We start from the raw sequence: 25,880 nt of genomic DNA on the forward strand, positions 1-25,880 counted from the left end.
AGACCGGATCACCGGCAAGCGCAGGCAAGTGAGGGCCCTGACATCGGCGCGGATGGTGCCGCGTTGACGGCTTACCCGTCTTTGATGCTGTCGCTCCAGTTCCGCCAGGCAGCACGCCGCCGCGCGGCCGCGCACACCAATCAACCTGGCACCGCGAGATGGGAGCTGCGTGTTCCGGCAACACGTCGCAGCACAACATTAAACACGTGTTCCGGTAACGCCCCTGTGTCCGGCCTGCTCTGCTTCTTGATTGACGGTTCGCGGCAGCGGTCTATGCGTCTTTGCTCCCAATCCCGAGTTCCCCATGCTTCCTGAGCTCGGCACCTTTCTGCTGGTCCTCGCCCTGCTGGTCGCGCTGGTGCAGGCCGCATTGCCGCTGGCTGGCGCGCAGCGCGGGCGCCGCAGCTGGATGGCGGTGGCGCGCCCGGCAGCATTGGTGCAGCTGGGCCTGATCGCCGCGGCCTTCGCGCTGCTGACGCATGCGTTCTTGGTGCAGGACTTTTCAGTGCGCTATGTCGCCGAAAATTCCAACAGCCTGTTGCCGGTGATCTACCGCTACTCGGCGGTGTGGGGCGCACACGAAGGCTCGCTGCTGCTGTGGACGCTGGTGCTGGCGCTGTGGACCGGCGCGGTGGCGGTGTGGTCGCGGCAGTTGCCGGCGCAGGTGATCGCGCGCGTGCTGGGGGTGATGGCACTGATCAGCATCGGCTTCCTGGCATTTTTGTTGTTCACCTCCAATCCGTTCGCGCGGCTGCTGCCGGTGCCGCTGGAAGGCGCCGACCTCAATCCGCTGCTGCAGGACCCGGGGCTGATCATCCATCCGCCGATGCTGTATTGCGGCTACGTCGGCTTTGCGGTGCCGTTCGCCTTCGCCATCGCCGCGCTGCTGGAAGGCCGCATGGATGCGCGCTGGCTGCGCTGGACACGGCCGTGGACGAATGTGGCGTGGTCGATGCTCACCGTGGGCATCGCGCTGGGCAGCTGGTGGGCGTATTACGAACTCGGCTGGGGCGGCTGGTGGTTCTGGGACCCGGTGGAAAACGCCAGTTTCATGCCGTGGCTGGTCGGCACCGCGTTGCTGCATTCGCAAGCGGTCACCGAAAAACGCGGCAGCTTTTCCAGCTGGACCTTGTTGCTGGCCATTGCGGCGTTTGCGTTGTCGTTGCTGGGGACCTTTCTGGTGCGCTCGGGCGTGCTGACCAGCGTGCATTCGTTCGCTGCCGACCCGTCGCGCGGGCTGTTCATCCTGGTGTTTCTGCTGATCGTGGTCGGTGGCGCATTGCTGCTGTACGCCCTCCGCGCGCCGGGCATGTCCGCCGGCAACGACCCGCGCCGCGCGTTTGCCGGCAGCTCGCGCGAAACCTTGCTGCTGTTGAACAACCTGCTGCTCACCTGCGCCTGCGCGATGGTGCTGCTGGGCACGCTGTATCCGTTGCTGGCCGATGCACTGGGCCTGGGCAAGCTGTCGGTCGGCCCGCCCTACTTCGGCACCTTGTTCGTGGTGTTGATGGCACCGCTGGTGGCGTTGCTGCCGTTCGGCCCGCTCACCCGCTGGCAGCGTGAGCAGGCATCGCGGCCGCTGGCGATGCTGGCACCGTGGGCAGGCCTGGCGCTTGCCGCAGGCGTGCTGGCCTGGTTCATGGCGCCGCAAGGCCAGCTCAAAGCCGCCATCGGCGTGGCCGGCGCGGCCTGGGTGATGCTTGGCACGGCGCGCTTTCTGTGGACCCGCCGCGCGGCCAAGGGGCGCAAATTCACGGCCGAAATGCTGGGCATGGTGCTGGCGCATCTGGGCGTTGCGGTGTTTCTGGCCGGTGCCTTGCTGGTGGAGTCGCTGAGCCTGCAACGCGAAGTCGCGCTGGCGCCTGGCCAGCAGGTGCAGATCGGTCGCTACGCGCTGCACTTCGACACCGTGCAAGAACTGCGCGGGCCCAATTACGTCTCCGACCGTGCCAACCTGCAGGTGTTCAAGGACGATACGCCGGTGGGCGTGCTGCATGCAGAAAAACGGCGCTATGCCAGCGGCGGGCAGACCTTGACCGAGGCGGCGATCCGCCCCGGCCCGTTCGGCGACCTGTATGTCGCGCTTGGCGAACCGCTGGGCAATCAGGCCTGGGCGGTGCGCGTCCACCTCAAACCGTTCGTCCGCTGGATCTGGCTGGGGGCCTTGCTGATGGCGCTCGGTGGCCTGGTCACCGCGGCCGACCGGCGTTTTCGTCGTTCTCCGGAGATCCAAGATGGTTGAGTCACGTTCGCCCCGCCTGCCCACTGCCGTACTCGTGGGCGCCATCGTGCTGCTGCTCGCACTTGCAGCGCTGCTGGTCTACGCGGTGGTGCGCTCCGGTCAGGGCGATCGCGATGCCCTGCCCTCGGCCCTGATCGGCAAACCGGCGCCGGAGTTCGCGCTGCCGCTGCTGCACGACCCCAGCATCGTGGTGCGTGCGCGCGAGCTGCGCGGCGCGCCGTACATCATCAACGTGTGGGGCAGCTGGTGCCCGGCCTGCCGCGAAGAACACCCGGTATTGAGCCGCTTTGCGTTGACCAAGCGCGTGCGCGTGATCGGCTACAACTGGAAGGACGAGCGCGCCGATGCCTTGCGCTGGCTTGAGCAGCTGGGCAACCCGTATCTGCTGGTGGTCGCAGACAAGGACGGGCGCACCGCCATCGACTTCGGCATCGCTGCCGCGCCGGAAACCTTTCTGATCGACGGACGCGGCGTGGTGCGCTGGAAATACAGCGGCATGCTCACCCAATCCATTATCGACACCCAGTTGATTCCGATGCTGAGCAAGATCGAGCGCTCGCCCACCGCCGCACCGGACCTGCACGCCCCCCAATGATGCGCGCCTGGCTGCTCACGCTACTGCTGTTGCCCTGGCTGGCCCTGGCTCAGCCGGTCGGCGATCCGTCGCCGCTGCAATACCGCTCGGCAGCCGAAGAAGCGCGCTTTCATGCGCTGACCGCCGAGCTGCGTTGCGTGCAGTGCCAGAACCAGTCGCTGGCCGATTCCAACGCGCAGATTGCGCAGGACCTGCGCCGCGAGGTACTGGCCTTGATGCACGAAGGCCGCAGCGATGCGCAGATCCGGCAGTTTCTGGTCGCCCGCTATGGCGAGTTCGTGCTGTATCGCCCGCAGGTGGAATCGCGCACCTGGCTGCTGTGGTTCGGCCCGTTGCTGGTGTTGCTGCTGGGCGGGGTGGTGGTGATGGTGGTGGTGCGTCGACGCAGCGCGGCGGCGCCCGCGTTGCCCGCCGATGAGCAGGAGTGGTGATGGTCGGCTTTGTCGTTGCGGTTGCGGTGGTCGCGCTGCTCGCCTTCGGCGTGGCGCTGCGCCCGCTGTGGCGCGAAGCACGCGGTGTCACCGCCAGCGTTGCGCTGCTGCTGTTGGCAGCAAGCGCGGCGCTGTACTGGCTGGTCGGCACACCGTCGGCGATCGAACAGGTCGCCGACCGCCCGGCCACGCCACGCACCCTGGACGAGGCCATCGTGCAGCTGCGTACCGCCCTGGCGCGCAACCCCGATCAGGCCGAAGGCTGGGTGTTGTTGGGGCGCTCGTTGTCCAGCCAGCAGAAATTCGCCGAGGCCAGCGACGCGTTTGCGCGCGCGGTGGCGCTGCGCCCCGACGAGCCGGACGTGCTGGTGGCGGCCGCGCAGTCGCGCATGCTCGCCGACGACAGCGGCCGCCCGGACCCGGAGGCGATGCGTCTGCTCGAACACGCGCTGGTGGTGCAACCGGACCATCAACGCGCACGCTGGTTTCTCGGCGTGGTGCAGCGTCAGGCCGGTCAACCGGCCAAGGCCAGCGCAACCTGGGAGCCGTTACTGAGCGTGGTCGATGCCGCAACCCGGCCCGGCCTGCTCGAACAGATCAACGCTGCGCGGCAGGAAGCCAAACTTGCGCCGCTGACACCCTCGCCCACCGCCGACACATCTGCCGGCAAGCGCATCAGCGTGCGCGTGTCGCTGGATGCGGCGTTCGCGCAGCGTGCTGGCCTGCCTGGCGACACCAGCGTATTCGTGATCGCACGCGCAGCCGGCACGCCGATGCCGGTTGCGGTGGAAAAGCACACGCTCAGCGAGCTGCCGTTGACCATCACCCTGGACGATGGCGACAGCCCGATGCCGACGCGTGCGCTGTCGTCGCTGGACACCGTGCAAGTGCTGGCGCGCTTGTCGCGCAGCGGCAATGCCATGCGCCAGGCCGACGATGTGGAAAGTGCCCCGGTGACGGTGGAGTTGCCCGCCAAGGCGGATGTGGAACTGGTGATCGGGCGCTGATTGCTCGACACATACTGCATTCCATGCCAGCACCTGCGCACGACCATCTCGACGGGCCCTCGCACGCTCACCGTCGCGGGACCCTTGGCGGCATGGATGCCGCCAAGGAGCTTACATGGACGTACTTGCAGCGTGTCCCTCCATGGTGAGCGGGCAAGGGGCCGCAGCATCGAGGGCGCGGTGCCCTCACCGCTCGCGGGACACGCCGTAAACCCATCCCTGGGGACTCGATGGCGGCATCCATGCCGCCAACGGTCCCGCAAGCGGCAAGGACACCGCACCAGATAGTTGGTCGGCAGTCGCGTGAAAAGCTGCTTGTCGCTCGGCATGCCTCGTAGGTTGGGCCGGCGCATCATGAGTCAACAAGTCTCATCACGCATGGCTCTTGACCAGGCACACCGACCGTCTGGACTGGCCCTTGCCCGCTCACCGTCGCGGGACCCTTGGCGGCATGGATGCCGCCACGGAGCTTACATGGACGTACTTGCAGCGTGTCCTGCGATGGTGGGCGGGCAAGGGCCCTACAGCAAAAGCAAACACCTCGAGGGCGTAGTGCCCTCGCCGCTCGCGGGACACGCCGTAAACCCATCCCTGGGGGCTCGTTGGCGGCATCCATGCCGCCAACGAGCCCGTAATCGGCAAGGACACCACGCCAGATAGTTGGTCGGCAGTCGCGTGAAAAGCTGCTTGTCGCTCGACATGCGTCGAAGGTTGGGCCGGCGCATCATGAGCAAACAAGCCTCATCACGCATGGCTCTTGACCAGGCACGCCGACCGTCTGGACTGGCCCTTGCCCGCTCACCGTCGCAGGACCCTTGGCGGCATGGATGCCGCCAAGGAGCTTACATGGACGTACTTGCAGCGTGTCCTGCGATGGTGAGCGGGCAAGGGCCCTGCAACGAAGCCGCAGATCAATTGCGTTAAAAGCTGGCATCACACAACGCAAGGACTCAAACCGAGTCCCCATCCCGATTCACCACGCCGCCCGCCGCCACGCCGGATAGAATTGCGACATGACTGAATTCATCCCTGCCGGCACGTTATTCCACTCCCTGCCTTCGCCGTTTCCGATGAAGCGCGGTGGTGAGCTATACCAGGCCCGTGTGGCCTACGAAACCTGGGGCACGCTGGCTGCCGATCGCAGTAACGCGGTGCTGATCGTCACCGGCTTGTCGCCCAACGCGCATGCGGCTGCAAATCAGGCCAACCCCGAGCCGGGTTGGTGGGACGCGATGCTGGGGCCGGGCAAGCCGATCGATACCGAGCGCTGGTTTGTGGTGTGCGTCAATTCGCTGGGCAGCTGCAAGGGCTCCACCGGGCCTGCCTCCATCGACCCGGCAACCGGGCAGTTGTATCGCCTGACCTTCCCGGACCTGTCGATCGAGGATGTTGCCGATGCAGCAGCCGATGTCGTGCGTGCGCTGGGTATCGGACAGCTCGCCTGCCTGATCGGCAACTCGATGGGCGGCATGACCGCGCTGGCGCTGTTGCTGCGGCATCCCGGCATTGCGCGCAGCCATATCAACATCTCCGGCAGCGCACAGGCGTTGCCGTTTTCCATTGCCATCCGCTCGCTGCAGCGCGAAGCGATCCGGCTGGATCCGCACTGGAACGGCGGCCACTACGACGACACGCGCTACCCGGAATCGGGCATGCGCATGGCACGCAAACTCGGCGTGATCACCTACCGCTCGGCGCTGGAATGGGACGGCCGCTTTGGCCGGGTGCGGCTGGATTCCGAACAGGCCGCCGACGATCCGTTCGGCCTGGAATTTCAGGTCGAAAGCTATCTCGAAGGCCATGCGCGTCGCTTCGTGCGCTTCTTCGATCCCAACTGCTATCTGTATCTGAGCCGCTCGATGGACTGGTTCGATCTGGCCGATTATGTGGATGCGTCGTCCATCGCTGCCGCGCAGGCCGCCGACAGCACGCCGGCTGCAGACGTCTCCACCGAGGCCGAGGTGCTGGCCGGCCTGGCGAACATCCGCATCGAACGCGCACTGGCGATCGGTGCCAACACCGACATCCTGTTCCCGGTGCAGCAGCAGGAACAGATTGCCGAAGGGTTGCGTGCAGGCGGCGCGGATGCGCGCTTTATCGGCCTGGATTCGCCGCAAGGCCACGATGCGTTTCTGGTGGATTTCGCCCGCTTCGGCCCGGCGGTGCGCGCTTTTCTGGACGCCTGCTGATTTCCAGATCCAGGCCAGGCGCGCGCCGCGTGGTGCCGCGCAAGACGTTGACCGCGCTGTTTGCGGTAAGCATGGCCAGCATCGTCGCAGCAGGTCTGCTGCCGGTCTGGGTGGCAGTCTGGTACGCGGCTGCCAGCAGCGTGGCGCTGATTGCTTACCGGCGCGACAAGACCGCGGCAACCCGCGGCCAGCGACGAACGCCGGAGACCACTTTGCACGGCATTGCAGTGCTCGGTGGCTGGCCGGGCGCGCTGTTGGCGCAGTCGCTGTTCCGGCACAAATCCAGCAAGACCTCTTTCCAGATCACCTTCTGGGCCACGGCGATCGCGAACAGCGCGGTGCTTGCATGGGCGGTGTATCGCTCCGCGTAATGCAGGCCCTATAAACCGCAGTCAGCGGTTGCGCGGCGACAACTCTCGCCGATCACGATCAAATACCTGTCACGGCAGCGGCTCCAGCACCCCGGCACGCATGCGATAGCGCCGTTGCACCACGCCGGCAGGCACGCTGTCGTGAGTGATCATCACCAGGCTGCGCTGGCCAAGCGCGGCGGACAGATCGAGCAACAGGGCATGCGCCGTGTCCACGTCCAGGCCGTCGGTGGGTTCATCAAGCAGCAGGATGGCAGCATCGCGTAACAGCGCACGCGCAAGCGCAAGGCGGCGTGCCTGGCCTGCGGAGAGCGTGGCGCCGTTTTCGCCCACCCAGGTGTCCAGACCGTGTTGCGCGCTGGCCCAGTCGTGCAGGCGCACCTGCTCCAATACCCGCCACATGGCGGCATCGTCGGCATCGGCATCGCCGATTGCAAGATTCTCGCGCACGTTGCCGGCAAACACCGGCGCGTTCTGCGGCAACCAGGCGATGCGTCGATGCCATTGCGCCTGCGCGCAGTGACGCAGATCGATGCCGGCGTAGCTCACCTGCCCGGCCTGCGGGTCCCATAGCCGCAGCAGCAGCGCGGACAAGGTGCTCTTGCCGCTGCCGCTGTCGCCGCTGATGGCGATGCGTTCGCCAGCTGCCAGTGTCAGATCGAGCGCGTGCAGCACCGGCCGCACGCCACCGGGCCATGTAAACGACACCTGCTGCAGGTGCAGCGTGCCTGTGCGTGGCACGTCGAGTGCCTGCACCGGATCGCTGACCGACGGCGCTTGATCGACGATGGACTGCAGGCGCCGCGCTGCGACGCGTGCGCTTTGCAGTGCCTGCAAGGCCAGCCCGGCACCCGCCCATACCTCCAGCAGCGCCATGGTCAGAAACACCAGGCCTGCGGCCATGTCCGCTGCAATCAGCCCACGCTCGGCGGCGCTCAAAGCAAGCCACAACATGCCGGCCAGACCGATGGCACCGCACGCCGCATGTAGCAGGTTGCCGGCGATCAATCGACGGCGCTGCACGCGGTCGCCATCCATCACTGCTGCCGCAGTGGCGTCGAGTTGATGCAGCCAGGCACCCTGCGCATCGACCGCCGCCAGATCGGCCGCACCTTCCAGGCCTTCGAACGCCTGCGTGCGCAACGCCGTGCGTTGCTGCGCGCGCAGCTGCTCGCGCTGCGCGCCACCACGTGCAACCTGCCAGGGCACCAGCCCGCCAATCAGCACACCAAGCGCCAGCAACAACCATGCGGCCGGCGGATAGATCAACGCAGCGGCACCCGCACCGGCCAACCAGATGCCGAGCAGCGCCGTCAGCGGCGCAAGCGCGCGCACGCTCAGGCCATCGACTTCGCCGATGTCGGACATCAACCGTGCCAACAGATCGCCGGTGCGCGTGGCCGACAACCGCCCCGGCGCAAGCGGCAACGCACGACGGAAGAACCACACCCGCAGATCGCGGGCGATACGCAAGGTGGCATCGTGGCCGATCAATTTTTCGCCATAGCGCGACACGATGCGCGCAAACGTCAATGCGCGGATGCCTGCCGACGGCGAGAAGAAATTGAAGCCTGCCCCCATGCCGGCAACGCCAGCCAATGCCGCCGCAGTGAGAAAGCTGCCGGACAGACTCAACAGACCCACTCCGGCCAGCATGGTGACCAGCACCAGCAGCGCGGACAGCAGCAAGCGCCAGGCATGCCGGCGAAACACCTCGCTCAGACGATCGTGGCGTGCGTCGTTCATGGCGCGCTCGCCGTCACGGTGGTGCCACGCAGATCGATCACCGTATCGGCCCAGCGCATCACTGCAGGGCTGTGCGTCGCCACTACCACTGCACGGCCGCGTGCAAATACCCCGAGTGCGCGCAGCAATTCCGCTTCTGTGTCCGGGTCGAGAAACGCGGTGGGTTCGTCCAGCAGCAGCAGATCCGGCGCGCGCAGCAGCAGCCGCGCCAATGCCACACGTCGTGCTTCGCCACCGGACAGGCCAAAGCCGCGTTCGCCGATCACCGTATCCAGGCCCGCGGGCAGCTGCGCGGCAAAGCGCATGACTTGCGCCGCATCGGCCACTGCATGCAACTGCGCATCGCTGGACTGCGGATCGGCCAGCCGCAGATTGTCGGCAATGCTGCCGTGAAACAGATACGGCCGCTGCGTGGCATAGCCCACACGCGTGCCAGGGCGCAGCACCACACTGCCCGCTTCCGGTGGCAGCCAGCCGGCAAGCCCTTCCAGTAACGTGCTCTTGCCGCTCCCGCTGGCACCGATCACCGCCACGCGCTGACCGGGCTGCAGGTCCAGCGAAAACTGCGTGATCACCGTGTGCGGCGCGCCAAGCGGACGCAGCGCCAGACCATGTGCCTGCAGCAACGGCGCATGCGCCTGCGCAGACTCCAAAGCGCGCGGCGGCGGCGCTGCAACTGGGGCACTGGCATCGGCTTCGGTCACAAAACCTTCCAGCAACCGCTCGGCCTCGGTCACGGCGGCCAGCGCATTGGCACGGTCGTGGTAATGCGCTGCAAGACGCCGCAACGGCGCAAAGAATTCCGGCGCCAACAGCAAGCAGAACATGCCCGCGCCCAGCGACGGCAACCCGTGCAGGTCGAGCATGCCCAGATAGCTCAGACCGAAGTACAAGGCCACGATGGCCACGCTCACCGAGGCGAAGAATTCCAGCACAGTGGACGACAGGAACGCGATGCGCAGCACCTTGAGCGAGCGCTCGCGCACGCCCTCGGCCGCTGCGGCGATACCGCCCAATTCGGCCTCCCCGCGCCCGTACACCCGCAGCAAGCCCAGCCCCTTCAGACGATCGGCAAAGTGCCCGCCCATCCGCGCCAGCTCGCCGAGCTGCTCGCGCCCTGCGGCCTCCGCACCCCACCCCACCAGCATCATGAAGAAGGGAATCAACGGCGCGGTCAGCAACAACACCAAGCCCACCACCCAGTCGACCGAAAACACCGCGATCAGGATCGCTGGCGGCACCAGCGTCATCTCGGTGCGCGCCAGCTGATAACCGACGAAATAGCCGTCCAGCGCATCGGTATGCGCCAGGCTCAACTCGCCCAGTTCGCCGCTGCGTTGCCGGCGTAACCACAGCGGCCCGTGCCGCACAAGCCGACGCGCAATGCGCATGCGCAGTTCGCGCTTGGCCACATCGGCCACTTCGCCCGTCAATGCTTGCGCCCAGGCCGTGAGCACGGCGCGCCCAAGCATTGCGAGCAGCAACCCGATGCCCACATGACGCAGCGGCGCCAGCGCCAGGTGCTGCACCAGCACCGCCTGCACCAACCACGCAATGGCCGCCGATTGCGCAAGCAACAACACGCCAGACAGCGCCACCGCCACGCCGGAGAGCCGCCTGGCCCGTGCAGCGGGTGCGGCAAGCGCATCGAGCCATTGGCCGCGTTGACGGCGCTGGGCGGGCGTTTCGCTGGCTTGCACGCTGGGCTGGCTCACATGGCTCTCTTCAGGCGGTGCATCGCAGGCGATTGTAAGAGCGGCTAACAACACGTAGCGAGCAGTCGTCAGGTGGGTGCGGACGGCGCGGAGGAACCGGAGTGTACAGGTGGTACATGCCGATTCCGAGCACCGGCCGCGCCCGCCTGGCGGCTGCACAGGAGTTTTGTTAGCTGCTCTAAGTCGCCACTGCCCACTGCGGGATGGACAGTGTGCCCCACCCGATCGGGGCCGCATTGATTTGGATCAACGCGCGCAACGCGGCGACGGCAGATGATCGGCCACGTTGCTCACCGATACTCAACCAGGCCACCCCGCCATGATCGACTCGACCGTTGTCGAACTATCGCGACTGCAATTCGCAGTCACCGCGATGTACCACTTCATCTTTCCACCGCTGACCATGGGCCTGTCGTTCCTGCTCGGCATCATGGAAAGCGTCTACGTCATGACCGGCAAGCCGATCTGGCGGCGCATGACCATGTTCTGGGGCGTGCTGTTCGGCATCAACTTCGCCATGGGTGTCGGCACCGGCATCGTGATGGAGTTCGAGTTCGGCATGAACTGGTCGTACTACAGCCATTACGTGGGCGACATCTTCGGTGCACCGCTGGCGATCGAAGGGCTGATGGCGTTCTTTCTCGAAGCGACCTTTCTGGGCCTGTTTTTCCTGGGCTGGAATCGCCTGAGCAAGGTGCAGCACCTGATCACCACCTGGCTGGTGGCCTTGGGCAGCAACTTCTCCGCGCTATGGATCCTGATCGCCAACGGCTGGATGCAGAACCCGACCGGCGCGGTATTCAACCCGGACACCATGCGCATGGAAGTGGTGGATTTCATGGCGGTGCTGTTCAACCCGGTGGCGCAGGCGAAGTTCGTGCACACCGTCAGTGCCGGTTACGTGCTCGGCGCGGTGTTCGTGATGTCGATCAGCGCGTTTTACCTGCTGCGCGGCAAGCACACCGAGATGGCACGCCGCTCGTTTGCGGTGGCCGCGGCCTTCGGCCTGCTGTCGTCGCTGTCGGTGGTGGTGCTGGGCGACGAGAGCGGCTATGCCGCCAACGAACATCAGAAAATGAAGCTGGCCGCGATCGAGGCAATGTGGGACACCGAAGCCGCGCCGGCGGATTTCACTGCCTTCGGCATTCCCAATCAGCAGACCCATCGCAACGACTACGCGATCAAGATTCCGTATCTGATGGGGCTGATCGCCACACGTTCGTTGGATACGCCCATCCCCGGCATCCTGGAACTCGTTGGACGCGCCGAGCATCGCATCCGCGGCGGGCAGATCGCCTACGGCGCGCTTCAGCGTATCCGCGCCGACACCAATGATGCCCAAGCGCGCAAGGTCTTCGACGCGCATTGGCAGGACCTGGGCCACGGCTTGCTGCTGAAGCGTTATCGCGACGATATCGGCAATGCCACGCCCGAGCAGATCGCGCAGGCGGCGATGGATACGGTGCCACGCGTGCTGCCGCTGTTCTGGACCTTCCGCATCATGGCCGGCATCGGCATCTATCTCATCGCCTTCTTCGCCATTGCGTTCTGGTTCGCCTGCAAGCACAACTTCCAGGAGAAGCGCTGGTTCCTGACCTTGGCGGTGTGGACGCTGCCGTTGCCGTGGATCGCGATCGAATGCGGTTGGTTCGTGGCCGAGTATGGCCGCCAGCCGTGGGCGGTGGAAGGCGTGCTGCCCACGTTCTACGCCGCATCGGGTCTGGATCTGTACGAGATCGTGCTGACGCTGGTGGGCTTTACCGCGCTGTACACCACGCTGCTGGTGATTGCGATCAAGTTGTCGCTCAAGACCATCCGCACTGGCCCGGATGCGCTGTTCCCGCCGACGCAACCCAATGCGTCGCCTTCCCTGCCGCACGCTCATGCCTCGTTGAATCACGCACCGTTGAGTTCGGGCGTCATGGCCGGCAGTGCACCGTAACCCAGGAGAGACCATGATGGATTTTATCTTGCTCGACTACACAAGCTTGCGCGTGATCTGGTGGCTGCTGCTCGGCGTGCTGCTGTCCGGTTACGCAGTGATGGGCGGCTTCGATCTGGGCGTCGGCGCGCTGCTGCCGTTCGTTGCCAAAAACGATGCCGAACGCCGGCTGGTGATCAACACCATCGGCCCGGTCTGGGAAGGCAACCAGGTGTGGTTGATCCTGGGCGGCGGCGCGATCTTCGCCGCGTTCCCGCCGCTGTATGCGGTGAGTTTTTCCGGGTTCTATCTGGCGATGTTCGTGATGTTGTTTGCGCTGATCCTGCGGCCGGTCGGCTTCAAGTTCCGAGGTAAGCTGGTGAACCAACGCTGGCGCAATAGCTGGGATTGGGCATTGTTCGTCGGCGGGTTCGTTCCGGCGTTGATCATGGGCGTGGCGGTCGGCAATGTCGTGTTGGGTGTGCCGTTCCATTTCGACGACAGCATGCGCACGTTTTACACCGGCAATCTGTTCGGGCTACTGACGCCGTTTGCCTTGCTCGCCGGTCTACTCAGCGTGGCGATGCTGATCGCCCACGGCGCGGCGATGCTGGTGCTCAAGACCGATGGACCGGTGGCCGAACGCGCAGCGCGTATCGGCAGCATCGCCGCGATGGCGGCGGTGGCGTTGTTTGCTGCAGCCGGTGTCTGGGTGGCGCTTGGCTTGCCGGGCTATGCGGTGACATCGGTGCTGGCGACCGATGCGCAGACCAATCCACTGGCCAAGACCGCAGCACTCACGGCCGCCGGTGGCTGGCTGCACAACTACAGCAGCATGCCGGCCACCTTGATGGCGCCGCTGCTCGGCCTGCTCGGGCTCGCAATGAGCGCAGTGCTGTTGCGCGCGCGACGCGGCGGACTGGCGTTCATTGCGTCGGCCAGCGCCATCGTCGGCATCGTCTTTACCGTGGGGTTTGCGCTGTTCCCGTTCCTGCTGCCGTCGTCCACTGCACCGAGCGCCAGCCTGACGCTGTGGGACGCCTCCAGTAGTCGCCTCACGCTGTGGATCATGCTGCTGGCCACCACCGTCTTCATGCCGATCGTGCTGGCCTACACGGCGTGGGTGTATCGCGTGCTCAGAGGCAAGGTCACTGCCGCGGAACTCTCAGCCACTCCCAATGCGTATTAGCTGACGCAACGGCTGCGACGCCAGCACGTCGTCGCAGCCGCGCTCGCCTTCCCACTCTCTCAACGTTTTTCAGGAGCACAACTAATGTGGTACTTCGCCTGGATTCTCGGCACCGGTCTGGCGGCATTGGCCGCGGTGCTCAACGGCATGTGGTTCGAAGCACGCGAGCCCGAGCATGCGCACCGGCCGCAGGAAAAATAATTGCGGCAAATGCTTGCCGATTCCGCATTCCCTATGTAGCATACGCGGCTCCTTCGGGGTGTAGCTCAGTCTGGTAGAGCGCTACGTTCGGGACGTAGAGGTCGCAGGTTCGAATCCTGTCTCCCCGACCAGTTTCAAAACACAAAACCGGCCTTGTGCCGGTTTTGTGTTTTCAGGCGCCGTCGCACGGCTGTGCACGGTGCGGATGGTCTGTCATGTCTGTTGTCACCGCCGCCTCGTCCCCGTCTGCCCAATTGCGTGGGCGTGGTCTGGTACTGGCCGCCATTTTGTTGTCCGCATTCAACTTGCGCACGGCAGTGACCTCGCTCACTCCGCTGCTGGAACGCATCGCCGACGAATACGCGTTCGGTGCGCCGACCATGGGCGCGCTCGGCATGTTGCCCACTGCCGCCTTTGCGTTGACCGGCGTTGCAACGCCAGCGGTCCTTCGTCGCTTCGGCCTGCTGCGCACCGCACTGGCGTCGATGGCGCTGGCCACGCTCGGGCTGGCATTACGGCCATTATTGCCAGGCACTGGCGGGCTGCTGGCCGGTTCGCTGGTAGCGCTGGCCGGCATGGGCATGGGCAATGTGGTGTTGCCCCCGTTGGTGAAGCGCTATTTCGGCGACCGCGTGGGCCGCGTCAGTACGCTGTACATCACCGTGCTTCAGGTCGGCACCCTGTTGCCTGCGTTGCTGGCGGTGCCGGTGGCCGACGCGCTGGGCTGGCGCAGCTCGATGGTGGTATGGGTGCTGCCCGCGCTGCTCGCATTGGCGGCCTGGGCGCTGGTGCACACCAATCAGGGCCGTCTGCGCGCCACCGGCCCGGCGCCGATCACGCCGACTCCCGAGGCCGAAGGCCGGGTCGCACGTACCGCCCTGGGCTGGAGCATGGCGATCACCTTCGGCATGACCTCGCTGGTGACCTATTCGATGTTTACCTGGCTGCCCACGCTGCTGCGCGAGGCCGGCGCCTCGCCCGCGTTCGGCGGCACCATGGTCGCGTTGTTCGCCGCGCTGGGCATGGTCGGCGCGTTGACCATGCCGGCATTGGCAGTGCGCATGCGCAACCCGTTCCCGATCGTGCTGCTGTGCGCGGCCTGCCATCTGGTCGCGTTCGCCGGGCTGTGCTGGGCACCGCTGGCGGCGCCGATCCTGTGGGTGACCTTGCTCGGCCTGGGGCCCAGCACCTTCCCGCTGGCGCTGGTGCTGGTCAACCAACGCAGCCGCACCGCCGCCGGCTCGGCCGCGCTCTCGGGTTTTTCGCAAGGCGTGGGCTATGCGGTGAGCTGCCTGGGGCCGTTCCTGTTCGGCTGGCTGCATGCGCACAGCGGCGGCTGGACCTCGCCGTTCGTGTTTCTGGTGATCTGCATCGTGGTGCAGCTGGCTGCCGCCTGGGTGGTCTGCCGCCCGCAGCTGCTAGAAGACCTGTGGGCGCCGCCGACACGCGGCGCCCGTGCGGTCAACGCACCGGCAGACTGATGTAGCTGGGCTGCTCCGGCGTCACGTAGACGCGCTGGGTGGCCTTTTGATAATCGCCCGGCTTGGCGAAAAAGATATTCGGGACAAAGGTCTGCGGGTTGCGGTCGTAGAGCGGGAACAGGCTGGATTGCACCTGCACCATCACCCGGTGGCCCTTCTGGAAGGTGTGATTGGCCGTCGGCAGGCCGAACTCGAACGCCAGCGGTTGATTGGCCGCCAGCGGTTTGGGCGCGCTGAAACTCTCGCGATACCGGCCGCGGAAGATCGCCAGCGACACCGGTAGCTCATAGCCGCCCATCTTCGGGCTGGACGCCATCTCATCCGGGTACACATCGATCAGCTTGACCACCCAGTCGCTGTCGCTGCCACTGGTGGACGCCTGCAGATGCACATCCGGCGCACCGGCGATCTGTAGCGGTTCGGTCAGCGGTTCGGTGACGAAGGTCAGCACATCGGGGCGGCCGTCCACAAAGCGCTGGTCGTGCACCAGCCAGGTGGTCCACATGCTGCGGTCGGCAAAATCCACCGGGCGCGGCACGAACGGCACCGGCTTGGCCGGGTCGGAAACGTATTCTTCAAACGCACTCTGCCCGGCAGCGGGCTTGTCGAAGGACAGCTTGCCGCCGGCCTGCAGATACAGCGGTTTGCTCGCCGACGCGCAGCCCTTGTCGCAACTGCGCGGCCAGGACTGCAGGCGATCCCAGCGGTTCTCGCCGGTGTCGTAGATGAAGACCGGCGGCGTGCTCGCCTTGGGCGCGCCATCCACCAGGTATTGGTCGAAAAACGGGCGCAACACATCGCGGCGAAACTGACGCGCGGTGTCGCCATCGAACGTCAGCGCACCCAATGTGCCGGCCTCGGCATTGACCTGGCTGTGCCGCCACGGCCCCATCACCAGATAGTTGAGCGTGTTGCGCGTGTCGCGCGGCTCCATTGCCGCGTAGCTGTGGATCGCGCCCCACATGTCTTCCTGGTCCCACAGGCCCTGCAGCCACATCGTGGGTACCTTGAGCGGCGTGCGCGCCATCACCTTGTCCAGCGCCTGCTCCTGCCAGAACGCATCGTAGGCCGGGTGTTCGGTGAGCTTGTGCCACCACGGCAATTGCTCCAGCCCTGCCGCCTTGGCGAAATCCCCGGCCGACCCGGCCTGCAGGAAATTGCTGTAATCGTCCTGTCCCTGGCGCGGGATGCCGGCGCCCTTGCCGCGCTTGCTGAGCTGTCCGGTGAAGTAGTCGAAGTTGACCTGGCGGAACGCGCCGTAATTGAACCAATCGTCGCCCATCCAGCCATCGATCATCGGGCTCTCCGGCGCGGCCACCTTCAATGCAGGATGCGGGTGGGTCAGCGCCATCACCACGGTGAAGCCTTCGTAGGACGAGCCGATCATGCCGACCTTGCCGTTGGATTCGGCGACGTTCTTGACCAGCCAGTCGATGGTGTCCCACGCATCGGTGGCGTGATCCACAGCGCTGGGATTGAGCGCGCCGCGCAGCGGGCGGGTCATCACGTAGTCGCCTTCGGAGCCGTATTTGCCGCGTACGTCCTGGAACACGCGGATGTAGCCGCCTTCCACAAACACATCGTCGCCGAGCGGCAGCAGATCCTTCATGTGCGGCGATGCCAGGCGCTCGCTACGGCCGCTGGCATCGTAGGGCGTGCGGGTCAGCACCATCGGCGCATGGCGTGCGCCCTTGGGCACCACGATCACGGTATGCAGCTTCACGCCGTCGCGCATCGGGATCATCACCTCGCGCTTGATGTAGTCGTTGGCGGCGTCGCTTGCCACGAACGGCTTGCCGGTGATGTCCGGCGTCATCGGCGAAGTCTGAGCGAAGGCGCTGCCGGTGGCGGCAGCAATGGCGGTGGCAAGCAGGCAGGCGGCAAAGCTGCGCATCGACGACTCCGGAACGTGCGGGGTAATTGTCGACTGTAGGCAGGTGGCGGGCTGCCGGGGGAGTGTCAAAGGTCGTGGTGGGCGGGTTGGGACCACCGAGACCGGCAGCAGGCGACGCCTGGCATGCGAACCACCAAAGTCCAGTATCGCTCAGCTCGGAAGCGCAGTGGACCTAGTAAGAACAGTGGCCAGCCCATCACCCTCGCCAGATCGCAGGCGATCAGAGTCAACAATTGAGAGCAACTAACAAAACTACTGTGCTCACCGCCAGGCGGGCGCGGCCGGTGCTCGGTGCGGCATGTACCACGCGTACACTCCGGTTCCTCCGCGCCGCCCACGCCCACCTGACGACTGCTCGCTGCGTTTTGTTAGCCGCTCCAAGTAGCGAAATGTTCCATCGGTCGCAGATTGCGTGCTGGATGCCATGCTGATGTCGACGATTCGCACACAAGTCAATCGCTTCGCGCTTCCATTTTTAGAAGAGGATGTTCGCGCACATCATGAAGTGGACTTCAACAATCAGGTGCTCATCCATGGGTATTTGCGGTTCCGTCGATCGTGTCAATTCGGGAAGACTCACATATACCGAAAGCTCTCCGGCCCAGCAGCTGCCAGCGGGCAGCACTGTGCAGCACGTCAACAGCTACGACCAAACAACGGGCGTGTTGGCAGGACTGAGCAACGTGAGTCATAGCAGGAGTGCGGGTAGATCGTCTTCACAACAGCCTCCACTCTCGCCGAGCCTCAATGCTGTCAGAGACGTCATGCGCTCCATCAGGGCCGAGTACTACAAAGCGCCCCGCTTGAAATCGAGCAACAAAAAGAGAAACGCTGGCTTCGAGGAGGCCTTTCGAATCCACAACGCGACCTCAGAGATCGCCCGGATGCGACAGCAGGTGGAAGACCTGGAAGAGGACGTGGTGTCGGCGGCCATGGATGGCAACGCGCACAACTGCGGTGAACTGGCTACCCTGGCTGTCCACTATTTGCAGCAAGACTATAACCTGATCGCACGCCTTGCCTTCTTCGGCGGACAAGCCCACGCCACTGCGATCGTCGGCCCAGTGCCACGCGCAGGCACCTTGCCTCCGGACATGACAGATTGGAACGCGGACATCTATGTGTGCGACCCCTGGTGCAATATCGCCTGCAGTGCAAACGACTATCCCGCCCAATTCAAAGAAAAGATGGAAAAGTGGGACCGCGCCGGAAAGCAGGTGTGGCTGTCAGGAACTGGCTTCGTTTCCCCCACAAGCGATGAATGGATGAGCAAGGTGCTTGGAGGAGAAAAGACGGCCACATGATCGAGGCGATGTCGGCCAGTGGCGCTGCCATGAACAGCGCCACACGACTAACCGGCAACGGACGCCACGTCAGTGCCGCACCTGGCCCTCTCCACGCACCACAAAGCGCTCCACGGTGAGCGCTTCCAGGCCCATCGGGCCATACGCGTGCAGACGCGTGGTCGAGATGCCGATCTCCGCGCCCAGGCCAAGCTCGCCACCATCGGAGAAGCGCGAAGAGGCGTTGACCATCACCACCGCCGAGCGTAGCGCGTGCACGAAACGCTCGGCGTTTGCGGCGTCTTCGGTGGCAATCACTTCGGTGTGGTCCGAGCCGTATTGGCGGATATGCGCCAGCGCGGTGTCCAGATCCGGCACCACGCGGATCGCCAGGATCAGATCGAGAAATTCGGCGGCGTAGTCCTCGTCGCTGGCCGCCGCGATATCGGGCAGCAATGCACGCGTTGCCGCATCGCCCCGCAGCTCCACATGGCGTTCGCGCAGCGCTTGCGCAGCAACCGGCAGAAAACGCTCGGCGATGTCTGCATGTACCAGCAAGGTCTCCAGCGAATTGCACGCAGATGGCCGGCTCGCCTTGCCATCGACCAGCAGACGCACGGCGAGGTCCACGTCGGCTGAGGCATCCACGAACAGATGGCACACACCCTTGTAATGCTTGATCACCGGCACGCGCGCGTGTTCGGCGACAAAACGGATCAGGCCCTCGCCGCCGCGCGGAATCGCCAGGTCGACGATATCGCTGAGTTGCAGCAGCTCCAGCATGGTCTCGCGGCGCAGGTCCTCGACCAGCGTCAACGCGGCCTCGGGCACATTGGCCTCGCGCAATGCTCTCTGCAGTGCGCGCGCAATCGCGGTGTTGGAGTGAATCGCCTCCGAGCCACCACGCAAAATCACACCGTTGCCGGCCTTGATGCACAACGCCGCAGCGTCGGCGGTGACGTTGGGGCGGGCCTCGTAGATCATCGCGATCACCCCCAGCGGCACACGAACCTTTTGCACGCGGATGCCATTGGGGCGCGTGTCGTCGCGCGTGATCTGACCGACCGGGTCCGGCAACTGCGCCACCTCGCGCAATGCCGCCGCGATGCCGGCCAGGCGCGTGTCGTCCAGCGCCAGCCGATCGAGCATGGCACTGGCCGTTCCCTTCGCACGCGCCGCCTCAAGATCGCGCGCGTTGGCAGCCAGGATCAATGCGGCATCGGCTTCCAGCGCCGCAGCCATCGCTTCAAGCAAGGACTGCTTTGCGTCGGCAGAGAGTTGCGACAGTACCTGCGCGGCATCGCGGCATTGCAGGGCGAGCGTTTTGATGGTCATTTGGGGGCCGGGATTTGGGATTGGGAATTTAAGATTCGCAAAAGCAGGGCTATCGTTTTATCACCGCAAGGCAATCAGTCGCTGGGACGTAGAAGCGGCATTTGAGAAATGCAATGCACATGCTGTTGCCAATCCCGAATGCCCATTCCCGAATCCCCGCTACAAAAGCACCAAATCGTCGCGATGCACCACGTTCTCGCCATAGCTGTAACCGAGTACGCCATCGATCTCGCGCGAGTGGCGGCGCGCAATCCGGCGGATATCCAGCGCCGAATACTGGCTGACGCCGCGCGCCAGACACCGCTCGCCATCGGCATCGCGCAGACGGATCTCCACCATGTCGCCGCGACGGAAGTCGCCTTCGGCACCGGCCACGCCGCCCGGCAACAGCGAGGCGCCCTTGTCGCTGAGCGCGGTTGCAGCGCCCGCATCGATCAGGATGGCGCCCGCCTCCACCGGTGCATGACGCAGCCAGTATTTGCGTGCCGCGATGCGCGTGCGTGCGGCGTGGATGCGCGTACCGCACAGGCGATCCTGCGCCAGCCCGCGTACCACCTCGCTGCTGCGTCCATTGAACAGATAGGTTTCGATGCCGGCCGCGCCGGCCTTTGCGGCGGCTTCGAGCTTGGTGCGCATGCCGCCGGTGCCCACGCTGCTGCCGCTGCCGCCAGCCATCGCCATCACCTGTGGGGTGAGCTCGGGAACATCGTCGAGCGGCCGCGCCAGCGGGTTGCTGCGCGGGTCGGCGCTGTACAGGCCGTCGATGTCGGTGGCGATGAACAACGCATCGGCATCGACCAGCGCGGCGACGATTGCAGCCAGATTGTCGTTGTCGCCCAGCTTGAGCTCGTCCACCGACACGGTGTCGTTTTCGTTGATCACCGGCAGCGCGCCCAGCCGCAGCAACTCGCCCAGGGTGGCGCGTGCATTGAGATAACGACGACGGTTGCGCAGGTCGTCGTGCGTGAGCAGCACCTGCGCGACCGGCCGTTCGAAAAAGCGTTGCCACAGCGCAATCAACTGCGCCTGACCCAGCGCAGCCAGCGCCTGTCGCGCTGCGATCGGCGCGCCGATCTCGGCAGCCTTCGGCAAGATTGCGCGGCCTGCGGCCACCGCGCCCGACGACACGATCACCAGTTCACGCCCGGCCGCCAGATTGGCCGAGACGAACTGCGCCAACCCCAGCGCAAAGCGCGGCGACAGGCCGCCGCCATCGGCGGCAAGCAGGCTGCTGCCGACCTTGAGCACCGCACGCCGCCACGGCGGCAGCGGTTGCTCGGTAAAGCGCGATGACGTGCCGGTGGGCGTGCTCATGCGGCCAAGGTGCTCAGAACGTGTTCCATTCGTAGACGGTCAGTGTGGACGCATCGCGCAGCACCAGGGGGTCGCGCGCGACGATCCGCTTGGCCTCCTCCAGACTGTCGAGGTTGACCAGCACATACGCTCCACCGGAGCGATCGCTGAAACCACCGGTCAACTCCAGCTGCCCGGTGGCTCGCAGTTCCTCCAGAAACACCAGATGCGGCTCCACCACATCGGCGGGAAACGTGGCATTGCGGATCGCCAACACCAGATAGCGCGTCTTCATCAGCCTGCGTCCTTGATGCGTGCGGCCGCTAACGTGCGTTCGCGGCCATGCGGTGCGGAAATCACCAAAAAGCGCGCTTCCACGTCCGAGAGATTGTGCATCTGATGGGTAGACCCCGGCGGCACATGCAGGCCCTGCCCCACGCGCAGCACATGTTGCGCACCGTCCAGCTGCAGCATCACTTCACCAGCCACGACGTAGAAAAAATGCCGTGCGCGACTATGCCGATGGCGCAACTCTGCGGCGCCTGGCGGCATGCGTTCTTCGAGCACGCTCAAGCTGGGGTCGCGCAACAGATGCCAGCCTTCGCAGGCCTCGCCCCACGGGTAATGCTCGGCCGTGTCGGTGCTGATCATGGCCATCAGCGCAGCGCCTGCCAACGCGCGCGCAACACATCCAGTTGCAGATCGGCTGCGGCACCAGGCGAGACGCGCGCGGCCAGGCTGCCTTCCGGCGTGCGTCCCTGTCCTGCGGTCTCGGATGCTTCCGCGGCAGCCTTGTAGGCATCGCGAAACGGCACGCCGGCCACGGCCGCTTCCACCGCCACGTCCGTGGCGTACATGCCCGAGTCTATCGCCGCATGCAGTTTGTCCGGGCGCCACTCCAGATTGGCAAGCAACGCAGGCAGCAATTCCAACGCGGCCAGGCCACGGCCGAAGCCGTGCACGATGGCGCCCTTGCTGCTCTGCAGATCGCGGTGGTAGCCGGAAGGCAGCGACAGCAGTTGTTCGATCTCGGTACGCGCCGCTGCCACGCTGGCATGGGTGGCACGCATCAGTTCGATCACGTCCGGGTTGCGCTTGTTGGGCATGATCGAGCTGCCGGTGGTGTACTGCGCCGGCAACGCGACGAAAGCGAATTCGCCGCTGGTGAACAGCGACAGATCCCAGGCGATACGGCGCAAATCCAGCGTGGCGCTGCCCAGTGCTTCGAGTGCGGCCAGCTCGTATTTTCCACGCGACAGCTGCGCGTAGATCGGCGAGACCTGCAGACGTGCAAAGCCGAGCTCGGCAGTGGTATGCGCGCGGTCCAGCGGCAGATTGACGCCGTACCCGGCGGCGGTGCCGAGCGGATTGCTGTCCACCAGGTGCAGGGTATCGGTCGCGCGCACGGCGTTATCGATAAATGCCTCTGCCCAGCCCGCCCACCACATGCCCGCCGACGACACCACCGCACGCTGGATATGCGTGTACCCCGGCACCGGCAATGCGGCTTCGGCCTGCGCGCGATCCAGCGCCACCTTGGCGATCTCGCCGCTGAGCTCGGCCACGCGCTGCAGCTTGTCCTTCAACCATAGCCGCGTGGCGACCAGAATCTGATCGTTGCGACTGCGCCCGGTGTGGATCTTGCGCCCGGCATCGCCCAGACGTTCGGTCAAGCGCGCTTCGATCGCCGAATGGCAATCTTCGTATTGCGCATCGAGCACGAACGCGCCGCTGCGAAAATCGGCCGCCAGCAGATCGAGTTGTTCGCTCAGGCCGCCCAGCTCTTGCAACGACAGGATGCCGATATGCTGCAGCCCCTGCGCATGCGCCTTGCTGGCTGCGATGTCGTGCAGGAAGAATTCGCGATCCAGGATCACGTCGTCGCCGGCCAGAAACGTCTGGATTTTGGCGTCCACCGCAACACCGGGCTTTTGCCACAACAGATTAGTCATTTGGGTCCTTTTTGCGGGACCGGGGACCGGGGACTGGGGACCCGGAAAAGCTAAGAGCGTTTGCCCTTGCTCTTCCCGGGTCCCCGGTCCCTGGTCCCTGGTCCCGAGAATCACATCGAAATTGCAGTCAACTCGTCCCAGCCCAATGCCAGGTTGAGATTCTGCATGGCCTGGGTCGCCGCGCCCTTGAGCAGGTTGTCCAGGGTCGCCACCACCACCACGCGCTTGTTGCCGGGCGCCAGGGTGATGCCGCCAATCTGCACGCCGTGTTTGCCGGCGATGCGGCTCACCCACGGCGCCTCGTCGACAAGCTCGATCAGCGGCTCGCCCGCGTAACGCTGTGCATAGCGCGCCTGTATCTGCTCGCGCGTCAGCGGCTGCTGCAGCCACAGGTTGACGGTCATGGTGATGCCGCGGAAATGCGGCGCCACATGCGGCATGAACTCCACCGGCACGCCGAGCTGCGCCGACACTTCGCGCTCATGCATGTGGTTGGTCAGCGCATACGGCATCACATTGTCGGCGAGCAGCTCGGGGTTGTTCTTGTCCGATGGTGTCGTCCCTGCGCCGGAATAACCGGACACGCCAAAGCATTGCGGCGGGCCGGCCAGCTGATCCAGCAATGGGGTGATCGCCAGCTGCATTGCAGTGGCATAGCAGCCGGGGTTGCTGATGCGGCGCTGCCCCGCATACTTGCCACGGGTGAGCTCCGGCAAGCCGTAATACCACGCAGGGTCGAAGCGATAGTCTGCCGACAGATCGATCAGCAGCGTCTGCGGCAGGCGCGCATCGATTGCGGCAACAAACGGCTCGGCCTTGCCATTGGGCAGTGCCAGGATCACCACATCGGCGCCCTTGGCGGCCACCGCGTCGGCACCCAGGCTCTCGAAGCGCAGATCGCCGCGATAGCCGTCGTTATGGTCGGCCACGGCCTGCCCCGCCAGTTCGCGCGAGGACACGAACACCAGCTGCAGATGCGGATGCGCCACGACCAGCTTGATCAGTTCCGAACCGGTATGCCCGCGGGCGCCAACGATGCCGATGGTTGTTGTTTGAACACTCATGCGTTTGCTTCCAGGCGGAACTGCAGGTGGCGTTTCACCCCGGCCCATTCCGTATCGATGATGGAGAACACCACGGTATCGCGCGGCGTACCGTCGGCGTGGCGGGTGTGATTGCGCAGGACGCCGTCCTGCTTTGCGCCCAGCCGCGCGATCGCCGCGCGCGAGGTGTGATTGAACCAGCTGGTTTCGAACACCACGCTCAGGCAGCCCAGCGTTTCGAAGGCGTACTGCAGCAGCATCAGCTTCGCTTCGGTATTGACGCCGCTGCGTTGCACACGCGGTGCGTACCAGGTGTAGCCGATCGACAGCCGCGGCACGGCGGCATCCAGCGCGTAATAGCGCGTGCAGCCAACGATGTCACCTGCCACATCGCGCACCACCAACGGCAACGCCGTGCCATCGGCGCGGGCTGCCATTGCCGCCGCGATGTAGACATCGACCTGGGCCGGTGCCGGCACGCCGGTGTACCACAAGCGCGACAACGCGCCGTCGCCCAGCGCCGCACGCAGGCCATCGGCATGGGCAGGCTGCAGCGGCTCCAGGGTAGCGTGCTGCCCGCGCAAGATGGGCATCTCGCTCCAAGTCGGTGGCAAGGCGGCGGGTGTCATTGCGCTCAGCCCAGCAAGGTCGGCTGACGCGTCGCGCAGTGCGCCACACAGTGCTGGATCTGTTCGAAATTCTCCAGCCCGTACCAGAACACCTTCCACTTTTCCTGCTTGATGCAGCCGTCGGATTCGGCGTAGTAGAAGATGTTGACCTGGTTGTTGTGACGCGAGCGCCAGAACAGCTGCGGGGTTTCTTCGCGCATCACATTCCATACCGCACGGCCCAGGCCTTCGCCTTGCGCATCGTCGAGCACGGCGAACTTGTCCAGGTAGGTCAGCCGGCCTGCACCGAACTGACCTTCGTCGGTGAGAATCACCGCGGCACGATAGTTCTCGCTGACGTAGGCGCGCAGCAGCGTGGTGTTGGCGAAGTAATCCGGCACCAGGGTGCGGCCGAAGCTGGATTCGATCAGCGACGTCAACCGCGGCAGATCCAGTTCAGCCCACGAAGTCGCGCGCAGCACGCGCTCGCCCCGCCGCACCAGCGTGCCCGAGCCCTTATGGGTAAACAGTTCCTTGGCCAGGTCTGCAGGCCGGGTGATCGACACCGACGATTCCAGCGGCAGGCGATCGAGCAGATCCTTGATCTGTTCGATCTTAACGCGCATGCCGCCATTGATCCACGGCTGCTGCATCAGGTGATCGTATTCGGTGGACAGGTTGATCGAATCGATCAGCTTGCCATCGGCATCCAGCAGCCCGCCGGTGCCGGTGAGGAAGATGATCTTGTACGGCTGCAGTTCCTGCACCAGTTCGTTGGCGGCAAAATCCGCATTGACGTTGAGGATCTGCCCGCTCGGGGTTTCGCCCAGGCTGGTGATCACCGGGATCGAACCGGCCTGCAGGCTGGCCTCGATCGGCGCCAGATTCACCGCCTTGACCTCACCGACCAGGCCGTAGGTGTCGCGGTCCAGATACTCCGCTTCGAATACGCCGCCGGTAATCGATGTCGCACGCGCACCGTTCTGCTGCAGCGCTTCCACCAGCTTCAGATTGGACGCCTGGAACACCTTGCGCACGATCGCCAGCGCTTGCGGCGAGGTCACCCGCAAGCCATTGACGGTCTGCTTTTCGATGCCCGCTGCAGACAGCTCGGCATCCAGCTGCGGGCCGGCGCCATGCAGCACGATCGGGGTCAAGCCCACTTCCTGCAGAAACGACAACGACGACGTCAGCGCGTCCAGGTCGTCGCGCAGCACTGCGCCGCCCACCTTGACCACCGCAAAGCGCTTGGCGTCCAGCTGCGAAAAGCGCTTGAGGTACTGGCTGATTTCCTTGGCGCTGGCCATGCTCGAAAGCAGGCGCACGATGGTCTGGCGGGTCTGTTTGTGGGGCTGCGCGGAGAGGGACATTGCCGTGATCGAAA

Annotated in this window: 22 protein-coding genes, 1 tRNA gene and 2 other RNA genes; 13 read left to right on the top strand and 12 right to left on the bottom strand. The window is 65.2% G+C overall.

What is annotated here, in order from left to right:
* The first annotated feature begins 304 nt into the window (after positions 1 to 304).
* From XdyCFBP7245_RS04810 to XdyCFBP7245_RS04845, 6 genes are all read left to right on the top strand, one after another.
* Positions 305 to 2,242, top strand: a complete 1,938-nt coding sequence (locus tag XdyCFBP7245_RS04810) for a heme lyase CcmF/NrfE family subunit (protein ID WP_104614635.1) — start codon at positions 305 to 307, stop codon at positions 2,240 to 2,242.
* Positions 2,235 to 2,837 carry a DsbE family thiol:disulfide interchange protein gene (locus XdyCFBP7245_RS04815; protein ID WP_104614636.1) on the top strand — a complete coding sequence of 201 codons (603 nt, stop codon included), beginning with the start codon at positions 2,235 to 2,237 and terminating at the stop codon, positions 2,835 to 2,837. Before XdyCFBP7245_RS04810 ends, XdyCFBP7245_RS04815 begins: the two co-directional genes overlap by 8 nt.
* Positions 2,834 to 3,268, top strand: coding sequence for a cytochrome c-type biogenesis protein (locus tag XdyCFBP7245_RS04820; protein ID WP_055852113.1), 435 nt, complete (start codon positions 2,834 to 2,836; stop codon positions 3,266 to 3,268). The genes XdyCFBP7245_RS04815 and XdyCFBP7245_RS04820 overlap by 4 nt, the downstream gene beginning before the upstream one ends.
* A complete protein-coding gene (locus tag XdyCFBP7245_RS04825; protein WP_170068519.1) occupies positions 3,268 to 4,275 on the top strand; it encodes a tetratricopeptide repeat protein in 1,008 nt (335 codons plus the stop codon). The genes XdyCFBP7245_RS04820 and XdyCFBP7245_RS04825 overlap by 1 nt, the downstream gene beginning before the upstream one ends.
* A 1,013-nt stretch (positions 4,276 to 5,288) precedes the next feature.
* Positions 5,289 to 6,464: a homoserine O-acetyltransferase MetX gene (metX, locus tag XdyCFBP7245_RS04840; protein WP_104614640.1), complete on the top strand. Its 1,176-nt coding sequence runs from the start codon at positions 5,289 to 5,291 to the stop codon at positions 6,462 to 6,464.
* 47 nt (positions 6,465 to 6,511) lie between these two features.
* Positions 6,512 to 6,835, top strand: coding sequence for a DUF1294 domain-containing protein (locus XdyCFBP7245_RS04845; protein WP_244907766.1), 324 nt, complete (start codon positions 6,512 to 6,514; stop codon positions 6,833 to 6,835).
* Positions 6,836 to 6,904: 69 nt separating this feature from the next.
* Here XdyCFBP7245_RS04845 and cydC read toward each other — a convergent pair whose 3' ends face one another.
* The 3 genes from cydC to XdyCFBP7245_RS04860 form a co-directional block, all read right to left on the bottom strand.
* Positions 6,905 to 8,581, bottom strand: coding sequence for a thiol reductant ABC exporter subunit CydC (gene cydC, locus XdyCFBP7245_RS04850; protein ID WP_104614641.1), 1,677 nt, complete (start codon positions 8,579 to 8,581; stop codon positions 6,905 to 6,907).
* Entirely contained in the window at positions 8,578 to 10,329 is a 1,752-nt protein-coding gene (gene cydD / locus XdyCFBP7245_RS04855; RefSeq protein WP_211287643.1) for a thiol reductant ABC exporter subunit CydD, read from the bottom strand. The genes cydC and cydD overlap by 4 nt, the downstream gene beginning before the upstream one ends.
* Before the next feature lie 9 nt (positions 10,330 to 10,338).
* A non-coding RNA gene (locus tag XdyCFBP7245_RS04860) (sX9 sRNA) lies at positions 10,339 to 10,414 on the bottom strand.
* A gap of 201 nt (positions 10,415 to 10,615) precedes the next feature.
* Here XdyCFBP7245_RS04860 and XdyCFBP7245_RS04865 point away from each other — a divergent pair.
* The 5 genes from XdyCFBP7245_RS04865 to XdyCFBP7245_RS04885 all read left to right on the top strand — a co-directional run bounded on the left by XdyCFBP7245_RS04865 (position 10,616) and on the right by XdyCFBP7245_RS04885 (position 15,088).
* The gene (locus tag XdyCFBP7245_RS04865) at positions 10,616 to 12,238 is read left to right on the top strand and encodes a cytochrome ubiquinol oxidase subunit I (protein WP_104614643.1); all 1,623 of its coding nucleotides are present in this window, start codon (positions 10,616 to 10,618) and stop codon (positions 12,236 to 12,238) included.
* A gap of 16 nt (positions 12,239 to 12,254) precedes the next feature.
* Positions 12,255 to 13,406: a cytochrome d ubiquinol oxidase subunit II gene (cydB, locus tag XdyCFBP7245_RS04870; protein ID WP_104614729.1), complete on the top strand. Its 1,152-nt coding sequence runs from the start codon at positions 12,255 to 12,257 to the stop codon at positions 13,404 to 13,406.
* Positions 13,407 to 13,490: 84 nt separating this feature from the next.
* A complete protein-coding gene (cydX, locus tag XdyCFBP7245_RS04875) occupies positions 13,491 to 13,607 on the top strand; it encodes a cytochrome bd-I oxidase subunit CydX (protein ID WP_104614644.1) in 117 nt (38 codons plus the stop codon).
* Between the two features lie 54 nt (positions 13,608 to 13,661).
* Positions 13,662 to 13,738 (top strand) — tRNA-Pro (locus XdyCFBP7245_RS04880).
* Positions 13,739 to 13,861: 123 nt separating this feature from the next.
* Positions 13,862 to 15,088, top strand: a complete 1,227-nt coding sequence (locus XdyCFBP7245_RS04885; protein WP_170068531.1) for a CynX/NimT family MFS transporter — start codon at positions 13,862 to 13,864, stop codon at positions 15,086 to 15,088.
* Here XdyCFBP7245_RS04885 and XdyCFBP7245_RS04890 read toward each other — a convergent pair.
* A complete protein-coding gene (locus tag XdyCFBP7245_RS04890; protein WP_104614646.1) occupies positions 15,069 to 16,982 on the bottom strand; it encodes a CocE/NonD family hydrolase in 1,914 nt (637 codons plus the stop codon). The two genes, XdyCFBP7245_RS04885 and XdyCFBP7245_RS04890, sit on opposite strands and share 20 nt — an antisense overlap.
* Before the next feature lie 298 nt (positions 16,983 to 17,280).
* Between XdyCFBP7245_RS04890 and XdyCFBP7245_RS04895 the strand changes: the two genes are divergently transcribed.
* Together XdyCFBP7245_RS04895 and XdyCFBP7245_RS04900 are read left to right on the top strand one after the other, a co-directional pair.
* Positions 17,281 to 17,356, top strand: a non-coding RNA gene (locus tag XdyCFBP7245_RS04895) — sX9 sRNA.
* A gap of 390 nt (positions 17,357 to 17,746) precedes the next feature.
* Positions 17,747 to 18,286 carry a hypothetical protein gene (locus XdyCFBP7245_RS04900; protein ID WP_104614647.1) on the top strand — a complete coding sequence of 180 codons (540 nt, stop codon included), beginning with the start codon at positions 17,747 to 17,749 and terminating at the stop codon, positions 18,284 to 18,286.
* A gap of 69 nt (positions 18,287 to 18,355) precedes the next feature.
* Here the strand turns inward: XdyCFBP7245_RS04900 and XdyCFBP7245_RS04905 are convergent, their stop codons facing one another.
* The 8 genes from XdyCFBP7245_RS04905 to XdyCFBP7245_RS04940 all read right to left on the bottom strand — a co-directional run bounded on the left by XdyCFBP7245_RS04905 (position 18,356) and on the right by XdyCFBP7245_RS04940 (position 25,866).
* A complete protein-coding gene (locus XdyCFBP7245_RS04905) occupies positions 18,356 to 19,600 on the bottom strand; it encodes a glutamate-5-semialdehyde dehydrogenase (RefSeq protein ID WP_104614648.1) in 1,245 nt (414 codons plus the stop codon).
* A 159-nt stretch (positions 19,601 to 19,759) separates the two neighbouring features.
* Positions 19,760 to 20,914, bottom strand: coding sequence for a glutamate 5-kinase (proB, locus tag XdyCFBP7245_RS04910; protein ID WP_104614649.1), 1,155 nt, complete (start codon positions 20,912 to 20,914; stop codon positions 19,760 to 19,762).
* Positions 20,915 to 20,927: 13 nt separating this feature from the next.
* A complete protein-coding gene (locus XdyCFBP7245_RS04915; RefSeq protein ID WP_104614650.1) occupies positions 20,928 to 21,188 on the bottom strand; it encodes a YciI family protein in 261 nt (86 codons plus the stop codon).
* On the bottom strand, positions 21,188 to 21,550 hold the full coding sequence (locus XdyCFBP7245_RS04920; protein WP_170068520.1) for a cupin domain-containing protein: 363 nt from the start codon (positions 21,548 to 21,550) through the stop codon (positions 21,188 to 21,190). Before XdyCFBP7245_RS04920 ends, XdyCFBP7245_RS04915 begins: the two co-directional genes overlap by 1 nt.
* Positions 21,550 to 22,845, bottom strand: a complete 1,296-nt coding sequence (locus tag XdyCFBP7245_RS04925; protein WP_104614651.1) for an argininosuccinate lyase — start codon at positions 22,843 to 22,845, stop codon at positions 21,550 to 21,552. The genes XdyCFBP7245_RS04920 and XdyCFBP7245_RS04925 overlap by 1 nt, the downstream gene beginning before the upstream one ends.
* A 110-nt stretch (positions 22,846 to 22,955) precedes the next feature.
* Complete coding sequence (argC, locus tag XdyCFBP7245_RS04930; protein WP_104614652.1) at positions 22,956 to 23,909, bottom strand: N-acetyl-gamma-glutamyl-phosphate reductase; 954 nt, start codon at positions 23,907 to 23,909, stop codon at positions 22,956 to 22,958.
* Positions 23,906 to 24,517 carry a GNAT family N-acetyltransferase gene (locus XdyCFBP7245_RS04935; RefSeq protein ID WP_104614653.1) on the bottom strand — a complete coding sequence of 204 codons (612 nt, stop codon included), beginning with the start codon at positions 24,515 to 24,517 and terminating at the stop codon, positions 23,906 to 23,908. The genes argC and XdyCFBP7245_RS04935 overlap by 4 nt, the downstream gene beginning before the upstream one ends.
* 5 nt (positions 24,518 to 24,522) lie before the next feature.
* The gene (locus XdyCFBP7245_RS04940) at positions 24,523 to 25,866 is read right to left on the bottom strand and encodes an acetylglutamate kinase (protein ID WP_104614654.1); all 1,344 of its coding nucleotides are present in this window, start codon (positions 25,864 to 25,866) and stop codon (positions 24,523 to 24,525) included.
* Positions 25,867 to 25,880: the final 14 nt, after the last annotated feature.

It is taken from the genome of Xanthomonas dyei (assembly GCF_002939865.1).
GTDB classification, from domain to species: Bacteria; Pseudomonadota; Gammaproteobacteria; order Xanthomonadales; family Xanthomonadaceae; genus Xanthomonas; species Xanthomonas dyei.